18 protein-coding genes are annotated in these 17247 nt (G+C 61.7%); 10 read left to right on the top strand and 8 right to left on the bottom strand.

The features are described from left to right. Window positions 1–1104: 1104 nt before the first annotated feature. Entirely contained in the window at window positions 1105–2001 is an 897-nt protein-coding gene (locus tag JOE39_RS22825; protein WP_003318655.1) for a PA4780 family RIO1-like protein kinase, read from the bottom strand. A gap of 244 nt (window positions 2002–2245) precedes the next feature. After that, window positions 2246–3049, bottom strand: coding sequence for a helix-turn-helix transcriptional regulator (locus JOE39_RS22820; protein ID WP_024661432.1), 804 nt, complete (start codon window positions 3047–3049; stop codon window positions 2246–2248). Between the two features lie 85 nt (window positions 3050–3134). On the opposite strand from JOE39_RS22820, the gene JOE39_RS22815 reads away from it, so the two are divergent. After that, window positions 3135–4163, top strand: a complete 1029-nt coding sequence (locus JOE39_RS22815) for a bile acid:sodium symporter family protein (RefSeq protein ID WP_003318658.1) — start codon at window positions 3135–3137, stop codon at window positions 4161–4163. 7 nt (window positions 4164–4170) lie between these two features. Here the strand turns inward: JOE39_RS22815 and JOE39_RS22810 are convergent, their stop codons facing one another. The 3 genes from JOE39_RS22810 to JOE39_RS22800 form a co-directional block, all read right to left on the bottom strand. Continuing rightward, window positions 4171–5568 carry a DUF726 domain-containing protein gene (locus JOE39_RS22810; protein WP_046266366.1) on the bottom strand — a complete coding sequence of 466 codons (1398 nt, stop codon included), beginning with the start codon at window positions 5566–5568 and terminating at the stop codon, window positions 4171–4173. A 32-nt stretch (window positions 5569–5600) separates the two neighbouring features. After that, complete coding sequence (locus JOE39_RS22805) at window positions 5601–5879, bottom strand: hypothetical protein (RefSeq protein ID WP_003307124.1); 279 nt, start codon at window positions 5877–5879, stop codon at window positions 5601–5603. Between the two features lie 183 nt (window positions 5880–6062). Further along, on the bottom strand, window positions 6063–7340 hold the full coding sequence (locus JOE39_RS22800) for an acetyl-CoA C-acetyltransferase (RefSeq protein ID WP_046266365.1): 1278 nt from the start codon (window positions 7338–7340) through the stop codon (window positions 6063–6065). 108 nt (window positions 7341–7448) lie between these two features. Between JOE39_RS22800 and JOE39_RS22795 the strand changes: the two genes are divergently transcribed. From JOE39_RS22795 to JOE39_RS22770, 6 genes are all read left to right on the top strand, one after another. Then, window positions 7449–8804, top strand: coding sequence for a 3-oxoacyl-ACP reductase (locus JOE39_RS22795; protein WP_003422269.1), 1356 nt, complete (start codon window positions 7449–7451; stop codon window positions 8802–8804). A 30-nt stretch (window positions 8805–8834) separates the two neighbouring features. Beyond that, complete coding sequence (locus JOE39_RS22790; protein ID WP_210078664.1) at window positions 8835–9692, top strand: MaoC/PaaZ C-terminal domain-containing protein; 858 nt, start codon at window positions 8835–8837, stop codon at window positions 9690–9692. Window positions 9693–9813: 121 nt separating this feature from the next. Next, window positions 9814–10119: a MazG-like family protein gene (locus JOE39_RS22785; protein WP_010407916.1), complete on the top strand. Its 306-nt coding sequence runs from the start codon at window positions 9814–9816 to the stop codon at window positions 10117–10119. Further along, window positions 10116–10865, top strand: a complete 750-nt coding sequence (locus tag JOE39_RS22780) for a methyltransferase domain-containing protein (RefSeq protein ID WP_074907981.1) — start codon at window positions 10116–10118, stop codon at window positions 10863–10865. Before JOE39_RS22785 ends, JOE39_RS22780 begins: the two co-directional genes overlap by 4 nt. Window positions 10866–10884: 19 nt before the next feature. Continuing rightward, complete coding sequence (locus tag JOE39_RS22775) at window positions 10885–11523, top strand: DUF4136 domain-containing protein (RefSeq protein ID WP_003393446.1); 639 nt, start codon at window positions 10885–10887, stop codon at window positions 11521–11523. Window positions 11524–11541: 18 nt separating this feature from the next. Beyond that, a complete protein-coding gene (locus JOE39_RS22770) occupies window positions 11542–12108 on the top strand; it encodes a DUF4136 domain-containing protein (RefSeq protein WP_210078252.1) in 567 nt (188 codons plus the stop codon). A gap of 41 nt (window positions 12109–12149) precedes the next feature. Here JOE39_RS22770 and JOE39_RS22765 read toward each other — a convergent pair whose 3' ends face one another. From JOE39_RS22765 to JOE39_RS22755, 3 genes are read right to left on the bottom strand one after another with little or no spacing between them, the layout of a single operon-like run. Continuing rightward, entirely contained in the window at window positions 12150–12740 is a 591-nt protein-coding gene (locus JOE39_RS22765) for an LON peptidase substrate-binding domain-containing protein (RefSeq protein ID WP_003318666.1), read from the bottom strand. Between the two features lie 14 nt (window positions 12741–12754). Continuing rightward, on the bottom strand, window positions 12755–13471 hold the full coding sequence (locus JOE39_RS22760; protein WP_003422277.1) for an LrgB family protein: 717 nt from the start codon (window positions 13469–13471) through the stop codon (window positions 12755–12757). After that, entirely contained in the window at window positions 13468–13830 is a 363-nt protein-coding gene (locus tag JOE39_RS22755) for a CidA/LrgA family protein (protein ID WP_003318668.1), read from the bottom strand. Before JOE39_RS22755 ends, JOE39_RS22760 begins: the two co-directional genes overlap by 4 nt. Before the next feature lie 201 nt (window positions 13831–14031). Between JOE39_RS22755 and JOE39_RS22750 the strand changes: the two genes are divergently transcribed. The 3 genes from JOE39_RS22750 (at window position 14032) to JOE39_RS22740 (ending at window position 17022) form a co-directional block, all read left to right on the top strand. Next, a complete protein-coding gene (locus JOE39_RS22750) occupies window positions 14032–14496 on the top strand; it encodes a MaoC family dehydratase (protein WP_024661441.1) in 465 nt (154 codons plus the stop codon). A 131-nt stretch (window positions 14497–14627) separates the two neighbouring features. Further along, window positions 14628–16355 carry a C13 family peptidase gene (locus tag JOE39_RS22745; RefSeq protein WP_004394027.1) on the top strand — a complete coding sequence of 576 codons (1728 nt, stop codon included), beginning with the start codon at window positions 14628–14630 and terminating at the stop codon, window positions 16353–16355. A gap of 25 nt (window positions 16356–16380) precedes the next feature. After that, window positions 16381–17022 (top strand): NAD(P)H-binding protein, encoded by a 642-nt coding sequence (locus JOE39_RS22740; protein WP_003393453.1) that lies wholly within the window; start codon window positions 16381–16383, stop codon window positions 17020–17022. Window positions 17023–17247: the final 225 nt, after the last annotated feature.

Below are 17247 nucleotides of genomic sequence, written 5' to 3'. Positions count from 1 at the left end.
AACAGTGCGTCTGATCCATCGCATTCGCGAGCAAGCTCGCTCCCACAAGGGCCTTACTGCATTCAATCGGCGGAGCGCCTGCCACACGCACTCCCTGTGGGAGCGAGCTTGCTCGCGAAAGGGCCCGTACAGGCTCCGAAAACAGCGCGCCTGATCCATCGCCTTCGCGAGCGAGCTCGCTCCCACAGTGGTCTTACTGCATTCAATCGGCGGAGCGCCTGCCACACGCACTCCCTGTGGGAGCGAGCTTGCTCGCGAAAGGGCCCGTAAATGCTCAGAAAACAGCGCGCCTGATCAATCGCCTTCGCGAGCAAGCTCGCTCCCACAAGGGGCTTACTGCATGCAATCGGCGGAGCGCCTGCCACACGCACTCACTGTGGGAGCGAGCTTGCTCGCGAAAGGGCCCGTACAGGCTCCGAAAACAGCGCGTCTGATCCATCGCATTCGCGAGCAAGCTCGCTCCCACAAGGGGCTTACTGCATTCAATCGGCGGAGCGCCTGCCACACGCACTCCCTGTGGGAGCGAGCTTGCTCGCGAAAGGGCCCGTACAGGCTCCGAAAACAGTGCGTCTGATCCATCGCCTTCGCGAGCAAGCTCGCTCCCACAAGGGGCTTACTGCATGCAATCGGCGGAGCGCCTGCCACACGCACTCACTGTGGGAGCGAGCTTGCTCGCGAAAGGGCCCGTACAGGCTCCGAAAACAGCGCGTCTGATCCATCGCATTCGCGAGCAAGCTCGCTCCCACAAGGGTCTTACTGCATTCAATCGGCGGAGCGCCTGCCACACGCACTCCCTGTGGGAGCGAGCTTGCTCGCGAAAGGGCCCGTAAATGCTCAGAAAACAGCGCGCCTGATCCATCGCCTTCGCGAGCGAGCTCGCTCCCACAAGGGTCTTACTGCATTCAATCGGCGGAGCGCCTGCCACACGCACTCCCTGTGGGAGCGAGCTTGCTCGCGAAAGGGCCCGTAAATGCTCAGAAAACAGCGCGCCTGACCAATCGCCTTCGCGAGCAAGTTGGCTCCCACAAGGGTCTTACTGCATCACTCGGCGGAGCGCCTGCCACACGCACTCCCTGTGGGAGCGAGCTTGCTCGCGAAAGGGCCTTACTGCATCCACGGCGGTGGTGGTTCTTCGGTGGATTTGCTCGGTGGCGCATCGTCTGCCGCACGCGCTGCCTGGCGGCGGGCTTCGTCGAGGCGGGCGGCTTCGATTTCGCGCAGTACGCCGCCCACATCGGCTTCGTCCTCCGGCTCATCGAATTCGCCGGTCAGCACCGTGGCAGGCGACAAGGTGCCTGCCTCGTAGTACGACCACATTTCCTTGGCGTACTTGGTTTTTCTGAGCTCCGGCGCGAAGCGGCCGAAGTACAGCGCCATGTTGCCGACGTCGCGCTCCAGCATGCTGAACGCGTGGTTGTTGCCCGCGGCATCGACCGCTTGCGGCAAGTCGATGATGACCGGACCGGACGGCGCCAGCAGCACGTTGAACTCGGACAGGTCACCGTGCACCAGACCGGCACACAGCATCAGCACGATCTGCTCGATCAGGAATGCGTGATACTCGCGCGCCTGATCCGGCTCCAGCACAACGTCGTTCAGACGCGGCGCTGCATCGCCATACTCGTCAGCCACCAGTTCCATGAGCAGCACGCCTTCCAGGAAGTCGTACGGCTTGGGCACCCGGACACCTGCGCCAGCCAGACGAAACAGCGCAGCCACTTCGGCATTCTGCCATGCGTCTTCGGTTTCCTTGCGCCCGAACTTCGAGCCCTTGGCCATGGCTCGGGCCTGACGGCTGTTGCGTACCTTGCGACCTTCCTGATACTCGGCCGCCTGACGGAAACTGCGTTTGTTAGCCTCCTTGTAAACCTTGGCACACCGCAGCTCATTGCCGCAACGCACCACATAAACAGCTGCCTCTTTACCACTCATGAGCGGGCGCAGCACCTCGTCGACCAGACCGTCTTCGATCAGGGGTTCAATGCGTTTAGGAGTTTTCATCAGCTTTTATTGTGGGTCCTTTGTTGCCAGATACGCGATTGTTGCCGTTATACGGCAATCCTCCGCCAGCGAGTAGGGGTAACCCCCTGTGGATTGAAAGGTTTTTTAAGAAAAAACCACGCAATCCCCCGGTTTAAAGCACCTTTCGTGCCGTACAGCATGTGAAAGATATTCCGGGACAAAACATGTAAGAACAGAAAAAACAGCGTTGGCTGCACTCGTTAGTGCACAAGGCATCCAGGCCTTACTTGAACAAGTCACCGGGGGTATGGCCGAACAAACCCTTGAACGCGGCGATGAACGCTGACGTCGAGTCATAACCGCAGGCCAGCGCGGTATGCGTCACACTGGCGCCCTCTTCCAGTGCAGACAGCGAAGACAGCAGCCGTGCCCGCTGCCGCCAGCCGCGAAAGCTCAATCCGGTTTCGCGCTGAAACATTCGCATCAGGGTTTTCTCGGAGGTCCCGAGACGGGCAGCCCAGTCATGCAGGGTGATCAACCGCCCCGGCTCCTCGATCAACTCGTTGCACAGCCCCAGCAAACGCGGATGACGTGGCAACGGCAGTGAGAAGCCGACTTCGGGCAATTGCGCCAGCTGATCCAGCAGGACCTGCACCAGTCGCGCCTCATGACTGTCCTGCTCAGGATAATCCACGGGCAACAGGCAGAAGCTCTTGATCAGCTCGCGGGCCAGCGGCGTGACTTCCAGTACCCGGCAGCGCTGCGGTGCCCACCCCGAATCAGCCGTGCGAATGTACAGGCTGCGCATTTCGGCGCGCATGGAGGTCACCACCTCATGCTCAAGCCCGGCAGGCACCCAGACGCCCCACTGCGGCGGCGCAAAGAAACTGCCCTCGGCGGTATGCACCCCCAGAACCCCGCTGATCGCGTAGGAAAACTGCACCCAGTCGTGGCGATGGGGCGGCGTCCACGAACCGGCGCTGAGGCTTTCGGCACGGGCATACAGCGGGCGCGGCAGGCCGGACAACGCCGGTATCTGCCGTTCGCCCGCGGGCTGCCGCTGATTGATCTGTCCGTTACTCGGCATCTTATGGCCTTATGTCGCAAGACGGCTATGGAGCAACAGAGTAGCCTGCACGCATCTCTGTTTACAAAAATTCTCCGGACCCCGCATGCAATCACTCAAACACTTCAAACGCGTCGCCACCGACTGGTTCCTCTGGGGCATGGTCCTGGCGACGGTGCTGGCCTACTTCTTTCCGCGTTTCGGCGCTACCGGCGGCAACATGCACGCTGAATACGTCATCAAGGTTGGCGTGTTCGTGGTGTTCTTTCTGCATGGCGTGAACCTGTCCAGCGAGCAGATCAAGAAAGGCCTGACCAACTGGCGTCTGCACGTGATGATCCAGGTCTTCACGTTCGTGGTGTTCCCGCTGATCTGGCTGGCGTGCAACAAGCTGCTGGGCTCGCAGGTGCCGGCGCTGCTGATGCTGGGCTTCCTTTACCTGTGCGCCCTGCCCTCGACCATTTCCTCCTCGGTGGCGCTGACCGGCAGCGCAGGCGGCAATGTCCCGGCAGCGATTCTCAACGCCAGCATGTCCAGCGTCATCGGGATTTTTATCACCCCGTGGCTGGTCAGCCTGGTGGTCGGCACCGGCGCTGGCGGGATCGATCTGGGCGATACGCTGCTCGACCTGTGCGCCATGCTCCTGCTGCCACTGGTGCTTGGCCAGTTAATGCGGCCGTTGCTGGGCAAGTTCTTCGCCCGTCACAAGAAATACACCAACCTGATCGACAAGCTGGTGATTCTGCTGCTGGTGTATGCGGCGTTCTGCAACTCGATGATCTCCGGCATGTGGCAAAGCCAGGGCAACAGCGTGATCCTGACGGCGTTCGTCGGCACCGCGCTGCTGCTGGCGGTGATCCTGTTGATGACGACCCGCACGGCGCGGGTGCTCAAGTTCGATCATGCCGACAAGGTCGCGGCGGTGTTCTGCGCTACCAAGAAGTCCCTCGCTGCGGGCGCGCCGATGGCCGCACTGATTTTCGGCAGCAATCCGGGGCTTGGCCTGATTCTGTTGCCGATCATGATCTACCACCCGATGCAGTTGATCGTGTGCTCGATCATCGCCGAGAGCTACGCCAGTCGCCATCGCCAGCAGCTTTCGGCCGCCGCGCTGGAAGAAGCTCAAGCCGCGTGAATACGGCTTACATCAGCGCGTCATCATCCAGCGTGACGCGCGCGTAGAAGACGATTGCCACCGTTGGGATCAGTGCGGAATAACCCGGCCGCAGCGCAGTGCCGAAGTGCGTCAGCAAGCGTTGCACCGGGGCCTGGCGAATTGCACCCAGCAAGCCCTTGACCGCGCCGGGCGCCTCGTCGGGCTGGGCGGTCTTGAAAAATGCCGCCACGGTCAGGCGCTCGGCCAGGGCATCGACATGCGCGGCATAGATATCCCAGCTCATCGCGCGGACACTGGCACGCGGCATCTGCACCAGCGGGTGCGCGCTGTTGAACGCATGGCGAAAGAACGTTCTGAGCAGCAGCTCTTCCACTTCAACCACCGTCGCGCACTGGTGCAGCGCGTCGCCCAGACCGTATTGCCGCGCCAGCATGCCCAGCACTCGCGTATAAGGCACGCCCCGACGCCGGGCGGCGTTGATCAGAAAATGCCCGGCGACCAATTGGAATTCGCGCACGAAGGCGTAGGTGCGGTCCGCTTCAGTGGCCTTGAGGCGCGTCCAGCGACTGCTGCGCAGGTGCTTGATGGCCGCCTCCAGCACGTAGTCCGGCGAACGGGCCAGAACGCTGTGCAGCCAGACGTCCTGCAGGACCGGGTCGCGGGTCATTGTCGGTAGCACCGTAATGCCGGTTTCCAGCCCTTCACAGCCACTGAAGCGAGTGGCAATCAATACTTCCTGCAAGCGCTGCCAGTAATGGTGATGGCGATAACCCTGCATGCGCACATTCTCGAAGTGCTCGACCGGCGTGCGCCCCAGGCTCTTCTCGCCCAGATTCAGCAAGAGCACATGATCTTCCGTGGAATACGCATTGATCAGCCGTCCGCTGATTCTCTGCTTGAGCAGTTCGGCCTCGGCGGCATCGATACGCACTGCAGCGGCCATCAGCAATACATCGCCCACCACCAACCCGTGCTCGGGTGTCTGCTGCAGGTCCTTGAGTGCGCTGACCAGCAGCCGGCCGCCCAGTGAATGGCCGATCAAGTTGACTTGCTTGACGTCGGGATGATGCTCGAACAGGTAGCGATCCAGCTGCGCCAACAGCACCTTGCCCATGTCGCGGGCACGGTTGCGGATACGCGCAAAGTGAACGACCCGGTCCCCCGCCAGCGCCGCCGCGCCCGCGAGCGGGTGCAAACGGACAGCAGCCATCAGCAAGCCACGGGAACGGTTGTCCATTTGGGTGAAATGGCTGGATGGCCAGAACGCCAGAATGTTCACACTCTGGCGCAAAGCGCCGGGGATGCTGTTGGCCAACAGGCGTCGGTCATCCAGATCATGCCCTGACGAATAGCCGTGAATGAAGACGTTGGCGACCTCGCCCGAGGTCTTGGGCAGGGTCAGAAACTTGAAGTGATTTTCCACGTTGTCCTGTCACACATGGGCGGATTGCATGCTCAATTTCTGGCGATGAAGCGCTTGGCGATCAGTACGATCAGTCGCAGGCAGAACATGATACCGGTCACCGCGATGACCCATTTGGCCACCAGCAGGAAATAAACCTCTATTTCATCGGAGACCAACCCCACCAGCAAGCCCATCCCGCCGATCAGCAGACCGATCAGCATCAGCCCGATATACGGCCTCAGCCAGCGAGTCTGCGCGCCTTTGTCGAACAGATAGAGCACGGTGCCGATCAGAATCAGCAGTACCGATACCCCAATGATGAACCCCATGCCTTACCTCGACGTTACAGGCCAATAATGCTGATCGATCATTCCGCGCACGGGTGTGACGCGGAGCGTCACGACATGCATTCCACTGGAGCGTGAGAAACGATAGTCGACAGGTAGACCGTGATCGTGCCCATGCTCTGCGTAGTTCAGTTGTGGATTATGCCCATGACCCCAGCCATTTGCCTAACGCTCCAGAATCGCCGTCACGCCCTGGCCGCCTGCGGCACAGATCGAAATCAATCCGCGTCCGCTGCCTGCCGCGTCCAGCAGCTTGGCCAGGTTGGCGACGATGCGGCCTCCGGTCGCAGCGAACGGGTGGCCGGCAGCCAGTGAGCTGCCCTTGACGTTCAGTTTGCTGCGATCAATCGACCCCAGCGGCGCGTCCAGGCCCAGACGGGTCTTGCAGTAGTCGGCATCTTCCCAGGCCTTGAGGGTGCACAGCACCTGCGCGGCGAAGGCTTCGTGGATTTCGTAGTAATCGAAGTCCTGAAGGGTCAGGCCATTGCGGGCCAGCAGGCGCGGAACGGCGTAGACCGGCGCCATCAGCAGCCCTTCTGCACCGTTGACGAAATCCACCGCTGCGGCCTCGCCATCGCGCCAGTAGGCCAGCACCGGCAGGCCCCGCTCGCGAGCCCATTCCTCGCTGGCCAGCAACACCACCGACGCGCCATCGGTCAGCGGTGTCGAATTGCCCGCCGACAAGGTGCCCTTGGCGCTGCGCTCGAACGCGGGCTTGAGGCTGGCCAGCTTTTCAATCGTCAGGTCCGGACGCAGGTTGTTGTCACGGATCAGCCCCAGATACGGCGTCATCAAATCATCCTGCCAGCCCTCGGCGTAGGCTGCCGCCATTTTCAGGTGACTCTCGAGCGCCAGCTGATCCTGCGGCCCACGCTCTATGCCCCAGGTCTGCGCCATCAGCTCGCAATGCTGGCCCATCGACAAGCGCGTGCGTGGCTCGCCGTTACGGGGCAGCTCCGGCTTGAGGTGGTGTGGACGCAACTGAATCAGGGCCTTGAGCTTGTCACCGGGCGTCTTGCTGCGGTTTACCTGCAGCAGGATCTTGCGCAGCCCCTCGTTGACGCCGATCGGCGCATCGGACGTGGTGTCCACGCCGCCGGCAATGCCGCACTCGATCTGCCCCAGAGCGATCTTGTTGGCCACCAGCAACGCCGCTTCAAGCCCCGTACCGCACGCTTGCTGAATGTCGTAAGCCGGGGTCTGTGCCGAAAGCCGCGAGCCGAGCACGCATTCGCGGGTCAGGTTGAAGTCTCTGGAGTGCTTGAGCACCGCGCCCGTCACCACCTCGCCCATGCGCAGCCCGTGCAGATTGAAGCGCTCGATCAACCCTTCCAGAGCAGCCGTGAGCATGTCCTGATTGCTGGCCGTGGCATAAGGGCCATTGGAGCGTGCGAACGGAATGCGGTTACCGCCGACGATGGCGACCCGACGAGGATGCGTCATGGAAAACTCCCTTTCTTCAAGCGAATGAATGAGCCGTGTCGATCGCAAGAACAAACGTCATGCCACCGTGGTCCATTCCTTTGAACCCCGACTTCAGGAGAGTGTTCCATGCCGTCAGATCGCTATATTGATTTCGCCAACTCCGACATGGGTCGGCGCCTGGTGAAGGCCGTCGGTCTGCCCGCCCCCACTCACCTGGAGCGCTGGCAGGCCGGACGTCTGCGCCCCGTCGAAGGGACCTTGCTGATCAGCGCAGGACCGCTGGGGGATCAGGTTCGCCAGTTCGCCAGCCGTCTGACCGACTCGCTGTACAGCTTCGGCAGCGACATGCCCGGCGCCACCACGTGGGTGTCCAACCAGGGACCGCGCCTGAAAGCAGTGGTTTTCGACGCCAGCCAGATCCTGCGCACCGATCAGCTCAGGCAGTTGCGGGACTTCTTTCAGCCGCTGCTACGCAACCTCGATCACTGCGCGCATGTGGTCATCCTCGGCAAATCCCCCGAGACACTCGCTGATCCGCTGGCCGCCAGCACTCAACAGGCCATCGAAGGCTTCAGCCGCTCACTGGCCAAGGAAGTGCGCAATGGCGCAACGGTCAAGTTGCTGCAGGTGGATGACGACGCGCAGGATCAACTGGAGGGTGCCCTGCGCTTCTTCCTCACGCCCAAGGCAGCGTTCATCTCTGGCCAGTTCGTTCACCTGAGTGCCTGCCCGAGCAAGGTGCAGGACTGGACCCGCCCGCTGGCCGGACGCAAGGCAGTAGTGACGGGCGCTGCACGCGGCATAGGCGCGTCTATAGCCGAAACCCTGACCCGTGATGGTGCGCAGGTCATTCTGCTGGATGTACCGCAGACCAAAAACGAGCTGGAAGCACTCGCCTCGCGGCTTGGCGGTCAGGCTCTGGCACTGGATATCTGCGCGGCCGATGCCCCGGCACAATTGCTCGAACACCTGCCGGACGGCGTCGACATACTGGTGCACAACGCCGGCATCACGCGCGACAAGACACTGGTCAACATGCCGGAAGATTTCTGGGACTCGGTACTGGCGGTCAACCTCAATGCGCCGCAAGTGCTGACTCAGGTGCTGCTCGATGCGGGAGCCTTGAAGGATAACGCCCGGATCGTGCTCATGGCCTCGATCAGCGGTATCGCCGGTAATCGCGGGCAAACCAACTACACCACCAGTAAGGCCGGGCTGATCGGTTTTGCACGGGCCATGGCCCCCGGGCTCAAGTCACGCGGCATCAGCATCAACGCCGTCGCGCCGGGCTTCATCGAAACCAAAATGACCGCGCACATGCCGTTCACTCTGCGTGAAGCCGGGCGGCGCATGAGTTCGCTGGGTCAGGGCGGTTCGCCCCAGGACGTTGCCGAAGCAGTGGCGTGGTTCAGCCAGCCGGGCAGCGGCGCGGTGAGCGGTCAGGTTCTACGTGTATGTGGTCAAAACGTGATCGGGGCCTGAGGTCCCGCATCGAATTCAAGGAGATGGATGATGACGGCTCACTGGCGCTACCTCAATTCCCTGCAGCCCCTGTCCAACCTGTTCATCCAGGCAGCGCTCAAGCGCAAGGTCACCGGGATGCAGCTACCCGATCTGGGCTTGCGCAGCTGGATCGCGGTCGATACCGACAAGCTTGAAGCGTACCGCAAGGTCTGCGGATTCGAGGAGAGCAGCCTGCTGCCTCCGACCTATCCGCACGTGCTGGCGTTTCCGTTGCAAATGCAATTGATGACCTCCGAGGAATTTCCGTTTCCGCTGCTGGGGTTGATTCACCTCGCCAATCGCACCCGTACGCATCGTCCACTGGGCGGGGTGAGCCAGTTGTACATCAGTGTTCTGGCCACTGATCTGCGCCCGCACGCCAAGGGTGCAACGTTCACGCTGGTCACTCAGGCCGAAGACGGCATGGGGCTGTTGTGGGAAGAAGAAAGCACCATGCTGTGCACCGCCGTGCATCTGGAAGACAGCCCGGTGAGCTATCCCGAAGCCGCGCCACTACCACTCAGCGAGCTGCAAGGCTGGCGGGCAACGACGCAGATAGGCCGCGAGTACGCCAAGGTGTCGGGCGACTACAACCCGATTCACCTCAGCGCCCCCAGCGCCAGGCTGTTCGGTTTTCCACGCGCCATCGCCCACGGCATGTGGCTCAAGGCCCGTACGCTCGCGGCGCTGGGCGAGCATTTGCCGGCCTCGAATGTCGAGATCAGCGTGCAGTTCCAGAAGCCTGTACGCCTGCCTGCAGACGTGACGCTGTCGGCCAGTGCCGCTGGCTCGCAAGGCCAGTTCCGTGTCGAAGGCCAGGAGGGCATCGTGCATATGGTCGGTAGCTGGCAGCCTCTCAGCGAGTGACGTACGGGCTGATGAACACCTCTGACGGGAGCCCTGCTCCCATCGACGGCTGAACAAACCTCAACGCCCACTTGCCTGGCGACCCGTTCCCCCTGAAGCTATGCGTCTTCAGGAGAGCACGATGAACCTCGACGAGTTGACCCAACGCCTGCACCGCATCCGCGACCAGAATGACTGGAAGCCATTTCACAGCCCGAAAAACCTGGCCATGGCTGCCAGTGTGGAGATGGCCGAGCTGGTGGAAATATTCCAGTGGCTGCGCGAAGACCAGTCCCGCGAGCTGCCTGCCGACCAGTTGGAGCACGCCGGCCAGGAAGTCGGCGACATCGTCCTCTACCTGTTGCTGCTGTGCAGCGAACTGGGCCTGGACATGGACACAGTGGTGCGTAACAAGCTGGCTGACAGCGAGCGGAGATTTGCCAAGTGAGTGATCGGCATTTCGACCAGCTGGCGACCCGCTTTGCGGAAAAGATCTATGGCGGTGCCAAGGGAGCCATTCGTCTGGCGGTGCTGCAGGCCGACCTGACCGAGACCCTGCCGGCGCGACCGCTTCGTGTACTGGATATCGGCGCCGGGCTGGGCCACATGTCACTGTGGCTGGCCGAACAGGGTCATCAGGTGACCCTGGCCGAACCCGCCGAGCCGATGCTCGAAGGCGCACGTCAGCGCTTCGCCGATGCCGGACAGACGGCAACCTTCATTCAGGCTCCGTGGCAGGCACTGCCCGATTTACTGAGCGACACTTATGATCTGGTGCTGTGCCACGCGGTGCTGGAGTGGCTGGCCGAGCCGCACAGCATTCTCCCGGTGCTGCGCCAGTTGACCAAGGACGATGGCTGGTTGTCGCTGGCGTTTTACAACCGCGATGCCTTGATCTATCGCAACCTGCTGAAGGGTCACTTCCGCAAGATGCGCAAAAATGACATGGCCGGGGAAAAACAGAGCCTGACGCCTCAGCAACCGCTCGACCCTCGGGAGCTGGCGACGCAACTTGAAGGACTGTGGCAAGTCGAAACCCGTAGCGGGGTGCGGGTATTTCACGATTACATGCCGGTTGAATTCCAGGCTCGGCCCGAGCTGACGGATCTGCTGGAAATGGAACTGGCGCACCGGCGTCATCCAGCCTTTGCCGGGCTGGGTCGATACCTTCACTGGATGTGCCGTCCGGTCTGACATCACTGCGGAGCCCACCATGAAACACCGTTCTGCCTTGTTTGCCGTGCTGCTTGGAACCGCTCTGCTCGGGATCAGCGCCTGCCAGAGCGACAACCCGTATGTCGCCAGCTCTCTGCCCATGCCTCCCGCTCCTGCGCAGGCGGCAAAGACGCTGGACATGAGCGCCTATCCTGCGCCGCCGCGTGACTATGGACGTTATCGCTCCTGGGGCTGGCTCAACGGCCAGCTGCCGCCCGGAACGGCGTGGGTGGATTCGGCGCAGGTGGTCGAAGCCGTGAGCAACGGCCTGGACCAGCGTGGCTTGCGACCGGCTCGCGGCAATCAGCCGGCAGACCTGTACGTCACGACCACGACCCGGCAGGAAACCCGACTGCGTCAGGTGCGTGAAGATTACGACCCCTACTATGGGGGCGGCATGGGCTATGGGCGCTACGATGGATACCGGCCCGGTTATGGCGGCTACGCCAGTGTGCCGGTGGTGCGCACCTATCAGGAAAAGGTCATGGTGGTGCAGATCAACCTGATCGACGCGCGCAGCGGCCAGCCGGTATGGAGCGCCAGCGCCGATGCGCGCGCCAGCAATAATCTGGCCGACCGTAGCAGTGCGTTGCGTCAGGCCGTGCAACAGGCTCTGGCGGCCTACCCGCCTTCGTAACCTTTTCGGAGAACTGCCATGTTTCGCCGTATCGTTCTGCTGACCTGTGCCTTGTTGCTGACGGCCTGTCAGAGCAACTCGGTCAATCGCGACTTCGATGCCCAGCGGGATTTCGGCGGCTATCGCAGCTGGAGCTGGAAAGAGCCCGCCGTTCAGTATCAGCCCGACAATGATCCAAGGCTCAAGAGCGACCTGACCGAGCAACGCCTTCGCCAGTCAATCGGCGAGCAGCTGGACCAGCGCGGTCTGCGCATGGCAACAGGCGGTGCCAGGCCGGATTTGAAAGTGCAGGCCTGGCTGATTGTCGAAAACCGTCAGCAGACGGTCAGCACCAACTATGGCGGCGGCTGGAGCCCCTGGGGTGGTTATGGCTACTGGAACGGGCCGATGAACACCGAAACCCGCAGCGTCGATTACAAGGTCGGCACCGTGCAGATCGATATGTTCGACGGCAAGGACGGCAAACTGGTCTGGCGTGGCAGCACCGAGCGCATCCTCAACGACAACGCCGGCAGCCCGTCCGAACGCGATCAGGCCATGCGCACCACCGTGGCGAAAATCCTGGAGCAGTATCCACCGCGCTAAGCCCGCCTGACGTGTTGCGCAATGAAAAGGTCGAGCGAGGCTCAGGCCTGCAGATCGCCCTGCATTTCATCGAGCAATTCCTGAATCGCGTCGAGGCGCTCTTCGGGATCGTCGATTTCCAGCAGCTCCACTTTGTCTTTTTCGGTGAACGGCAGCAGATAGGCAAGCTGGTTGGACAACGCGTATTGCCCACCGGCAGACACGCCCATGTTCAAGGAAGCCACCATCGGGTGCTCGGCCAGCGCTTCGAGCAGGGCCACGAGGTCGGCGTCTTCCTCCTGCAGCGGGCGCTCCACGGGCTCTTCCAGCCACTCGACCTCGGCCACCAGCAGTTGATCGCGCTGAACCTCAGCAGCGACAACCCGGAAGCGACGTCCGCCGACGACACGAATGCCCAGCAAGCCGTTTTCCTGCTGCTGAAAATCCGTGACCAGCGCTTCGCAGCCGATCATCGAGTAGCCGCCCGGCACTGAGCCGACTTCACTTCCCTCGGTGATACACACCACACCGAACCCTTCCCCCTGCTTCATGCAGCGGCCGATCATGTCCAGGTAGCGGGCTTCAAACAGTTGCAGATCAAGCACGCACCCCGGAAACAGCACAGCATTCAGCGGAAACAATGGCAGCGTCATAGAAAAGCCTCCTTTTAAATGGCCAGCGACATTGCCAGCGGCAGGAACAATGCCGTTGCAACGCCCATCAGACTCATTGCCAACGCAGCAAAAGCCCCCGATTCTTCCCCCTCCTGCAATGCCACGGATGTGCCTACCGCATGCGCGGTAAGCCCCAGCGCCATGCCTCGGGCAGCAGGATTATCCACCCCGATCAGTGACAACAGACCAGGGCCGAAAATTGCACCGAATACGCCAGTAATCAACACAAAAACCGCCGCCAGTGCGGCAACCCCGCCGATCTGCTCGGCGACCAGCATGGCGATGGGCGATGTCACTGACTTCGGTGCCATGGTCATCAGAATCATGTGGTCGGCACCGAACAGCACCCCGAACCCCACGCACAAGCCGGTGGCAAACACCCCGCCGACTACCAGCGTAGTCAAGACCGGCCAGAACAACTGGCGGATGCGCCGCATATTCAAGTAGAGCGGGACCGCCAGCGCGACGGTTGCAGGCCCCAGCAGCGTGACCAGAATCTCGGTGCTTTTGCGGTACTCGGTGTATTCCAGGTCGCAAAACAGCACGACCCCGATCACCACCACCATCGAGACCAGCACAGGCTGCAGAAACAGCCAGCGGGTTCTTTCGTAGGCCGCCATCGCCAGTTGATAGGCGCCCAGGGTTATCGCGATGCCGAAAAGCGGGTGGTGAATCACCGACAACCATGCACCGTGCCAGTCAAGATTCATGGCAACTCCCGGCGCTGAGCTTGACGCCTGATCAGTGTCTGCATCAGCCAGCCGACAAAGACCATGGAAATCATCAGCGACAGGGTCAGCGTGCCGAAGATCGCCCAGAAGTCCTCGGCGATGGCCGACGCGTACACCATCACCCCGACCGCAGGCGGCACCAGCAGCAACGGCAGATAGCGCAGCAGACTGCTGGCCGCCATGCTGATCGGCTCGCTGACTTCACCGCGCCACATCAGATAGGCCATCAACAGCACAAGGCCGATGATCGGCCCCGGCAAAATCGACAGAAACAGGTGGTTGAGTGCGGTCCCCAGCAATTGGAACAGCACCAGCCATGTCAAACCCCTTAACAGCATGAAGACTCCAGCAGATAAACGAACCCGGCGAACGATCGGCGTCATTATAAACACGCTGCGCCAGAGGTCATGAGTGGGTATTCGCATTGCCGCAGTTGCTTGACCGGCCAGCCGCGCTCTGCTGATCTGATCATTCGCCCGCAGGCATGAGCCGATGCGGGCAGGCAGCTCAATAGCCCCTCATCAGACAAGGAGAGCAGCATGCCTTTTGTACCCGTCGCAGAACTCAAGCAACACATCGGCAAGGACGCAGGCTATTCAGACTGGCTGACCATCGACCAGCAGCGTATCAACCTGTTCGCCGACGCCACAGGGGACTTCCAATTCATCCATGTCGACCCGGTCAAAGCGGCGCAGACGCCGTTCGGCGCGACCATTGCACACGGCTTTCTGTCGTTGTCGCTGATCCCCCAACTCATGGAGGGCATCATGGTACTGCCCGAAGGCTTGAAGATGGCGGTCAATTACGGGATAGACAGCGTGCGCTTCGTTCAACCGGTGACGGTCAACTCACGGGTGCGCCTCAAGGTCCAGCTGACCGACGTGAGCGAGAAAAAAACCGGACAGTGGTTGCTCAAGGCAACGGCCACGCTGGAGATAGAAGGTCAGGAAAAACCCGCATTTGTGGCCGAACCTTTAACGTTGTGTTTCGTGCAAAGCGTTTAAAACATGAAACAGTCGTAACAGACTGTTTCATCCCGTTGACTCGCTGCGGCATACTCCCCTGCGGTCGTGACCCATAACATCTGCTCAAGCGGAGCCGGGCTCGCCCCTGAATCATTCTTCCGGGATCTCACATGCGCGCGCTCGCTCCATTGGCTTTGACACTCTTGATCGCAGGCTGCGGTGATGGCGAATCAATTTTGCCACCCGACGGTCGCCTGCCCGACGGCGGACGCTATCGGGGCGATCTGGTCAACGGCGTCCTGCAGGGCCAGGGGCGCATCGATTACCCCAACGGCAGTTGGTACGCAGGTCAGTTCGAAAACGGCCTGCGGCAAGGCCAGGGCGAATGGCACTCCAGCAACGGAGACGTCTACAAGGGCGGTTTCGAGCAAGGTCTGTTCAATGGCCAGGGCCGACTGACCACCCGCGCTGGCGCGAGCTATGTCGGCAGCTTCAAGCTTGGCATGCGTGACGGCGAAGGCACCCAGAAAGACAAGGGTGTGCTTTACCGTGGCCAGTTCAAGGCCGGCGTGTACGACGGCCCCGGTCGCCTGGAACTGGAAGACGGCAGCCAGCATCAGGGCATGTTCGCCAATGGCAAGGCCAATGGTGAGGGTTCGCGCAGTGATGCCAGCGGCAACCAGTACAGCGGCAATTTCATCGACGGTCAATTGCAGGGCACCGGCAGCTTTACCAGCACCGACGGCGATCAGTACGTCGGCAATTTCCGCAACAGCCAGCTGGACGGCAAGGGTCGCTACGAAAACAGCGACGGCGACGTCTGGAGCGGCGAGTTCAAGGAAGGCGCGCTGACCGGCAAAGGCGAGTTGATCGGCTCTGACGGCAGCCGCTATCAGGGTGATTTCGACAACTGGCGCTTCATGGGTCAGGGCCAGTTGCTACTGGCCGATGGCAGCCGCTACATCGGCCAGTTCGCCGATGACACCTACCATGGCGACGGCGTGCTGATTTCCGCCGATGGCAAGGAGCAGCGCGGCATCTGGGCCAACGGCGAGCGAATCCGTGATGCCAAAGGCAAGTTGCTGCCGGACCCACTTGAAGCCGGGCTGCTGGTCCAGGGTTCGCTGCTGGACAAGGCACTGGCGGCAGTGCCAGCGTCGACACCGGCAACCGAGCTGTACACGCTGGTCGTGGGTGGCGACGGCAAGCAGAGCGTGTTCATGCGCGAGGCGGACTACGTGAGCAATCTGCTCAAGTCGCGTTTTGGTGCCGTCGGACAAGTCAGCCTGGTCAATCATCGCGATCACATGGATGACCGGCCGATGGCGACGCGTGAGACCATCACCCGCGCGGTGCAGACACTCGCCCAGCGCACCGGGCCTGAAGACCTGGTGTTCATCTACCTGACCAGCCATGGCACTCAGGATCATGAACTGGTGCTCGACCAGCCGCGCCTGTCGCTGGCAGACCTGCCCGCCGACGCGTTGGCAGCGGCCCTCGCGCCACTGAAGAACCGTGACAAGGTCGTGGTGATTTCAGCCTGTTATTCCGGCGGATTCATTCCTGACCTGAAAGATGAGCGCACACTGATCATGACCGCCTCACGCGCCGACCGCGTCTCGTTCGGCTGTTCGGAAGAAGCGGACTTCACTTATTTTGGCGATGCACTATTTGCCAGGGCATTGGTCGAAACCGATGACCTGCAACACGCTTTCAACGAAGCGAAGGCCTATGTTGCGCAACGTGAGACCGAAGACAACTTCGAAGCCTCCGAACCGCAGATATGGGCACCCAAAGGAGTCCTGGCGCGCTGGCAGCAGTTGCGCAAGAGCCAGGCCGAACGCGCGTTGAGCACGGCGTTGAACCGCACGGAAGCGAAGACTTCGAGTAGCCGCTAGGCTTAGCCGTATCAAGGAGAACGATATGTACCTGACGCCGCAACACATCCTGCTCGCAGGAGCCACGGGCCTGACAGGCGAGCATTTGCTGGACAGGCTGCTCAGCGAGCCGACCGTCACCCGCGTGCTGGCACCGACCCGCAAGCCGCTGGCCGAACACTCGCACCTGGAAAACCCGGTCGGCGAGCTGGCGACCTTGCTGCCAACGCTGTCTGGCCGGGTGGACATCGCATTTTGCTGCCTCGGCACCACGATCAAACAAGCGGGTTCGCAGGACGCCTTCAAGGCGGTTGATCTGGACATGGTCACAGCGTTCGCCAGCCGGGCCCGCGAACTCGGTGCTCGCCACTTGCTGGTGATCAGCGCAGTCGGCGCAGACCCGGCGTCCAGCACCTTCTACAACCGTGTCAAAGGCGAAATGGAACTGGCGCTTCGTGCGCAAGGCTGGCCGCAACTGACCATCGCCCGCCCTTCCCTGCTGGTGGGCAGCCGTCCTGAAACCCGCTGGGTCGAGCAACTGGCGGCGCCCATCGCCAAACTGATCCCCGGCAAATACGGCGCCATCGAAGCCTGCCACCTGGCCCGCGCCCTGTGGCGGCTGGCGCTGGAAGAGCAAAACGGCGAACGTATCGTCGAATCGGATGAGCTGCGCAAGCTGGGCAAGTAGGTGATGCTCGCCGGAGCACAGCCAAGATCATCGTCGCCGTGCTCCGCGCTCATCTTTAAACACAAGTGCGATTTTGGTTCTGGCCGGAGGCCGTAGGAGAACCGGGCGACGCTTCGCTTGTTCGCGAATGCGATGTTTCAGACGGTATATTTTCGGCGATCATACCGCCCCTTTCGCGAACGAGCGAAGCGTCGCCCGACTCGCTCCTACGGCCTGCGGCCAGAA

The organism is Pseudomonas sp. PvP100 (assembly GCF_017833055.1).
GTDB lineage: Bacteria > Pseudomonadota > Gammaproteobacteria > Pseudomonadales > Pseudomonadaceae > Aquipseudomonas > Aquipseudomonas syringae.
This window is presented reverse-complemented; position numbering and strand designations above follow the sequence as displayed.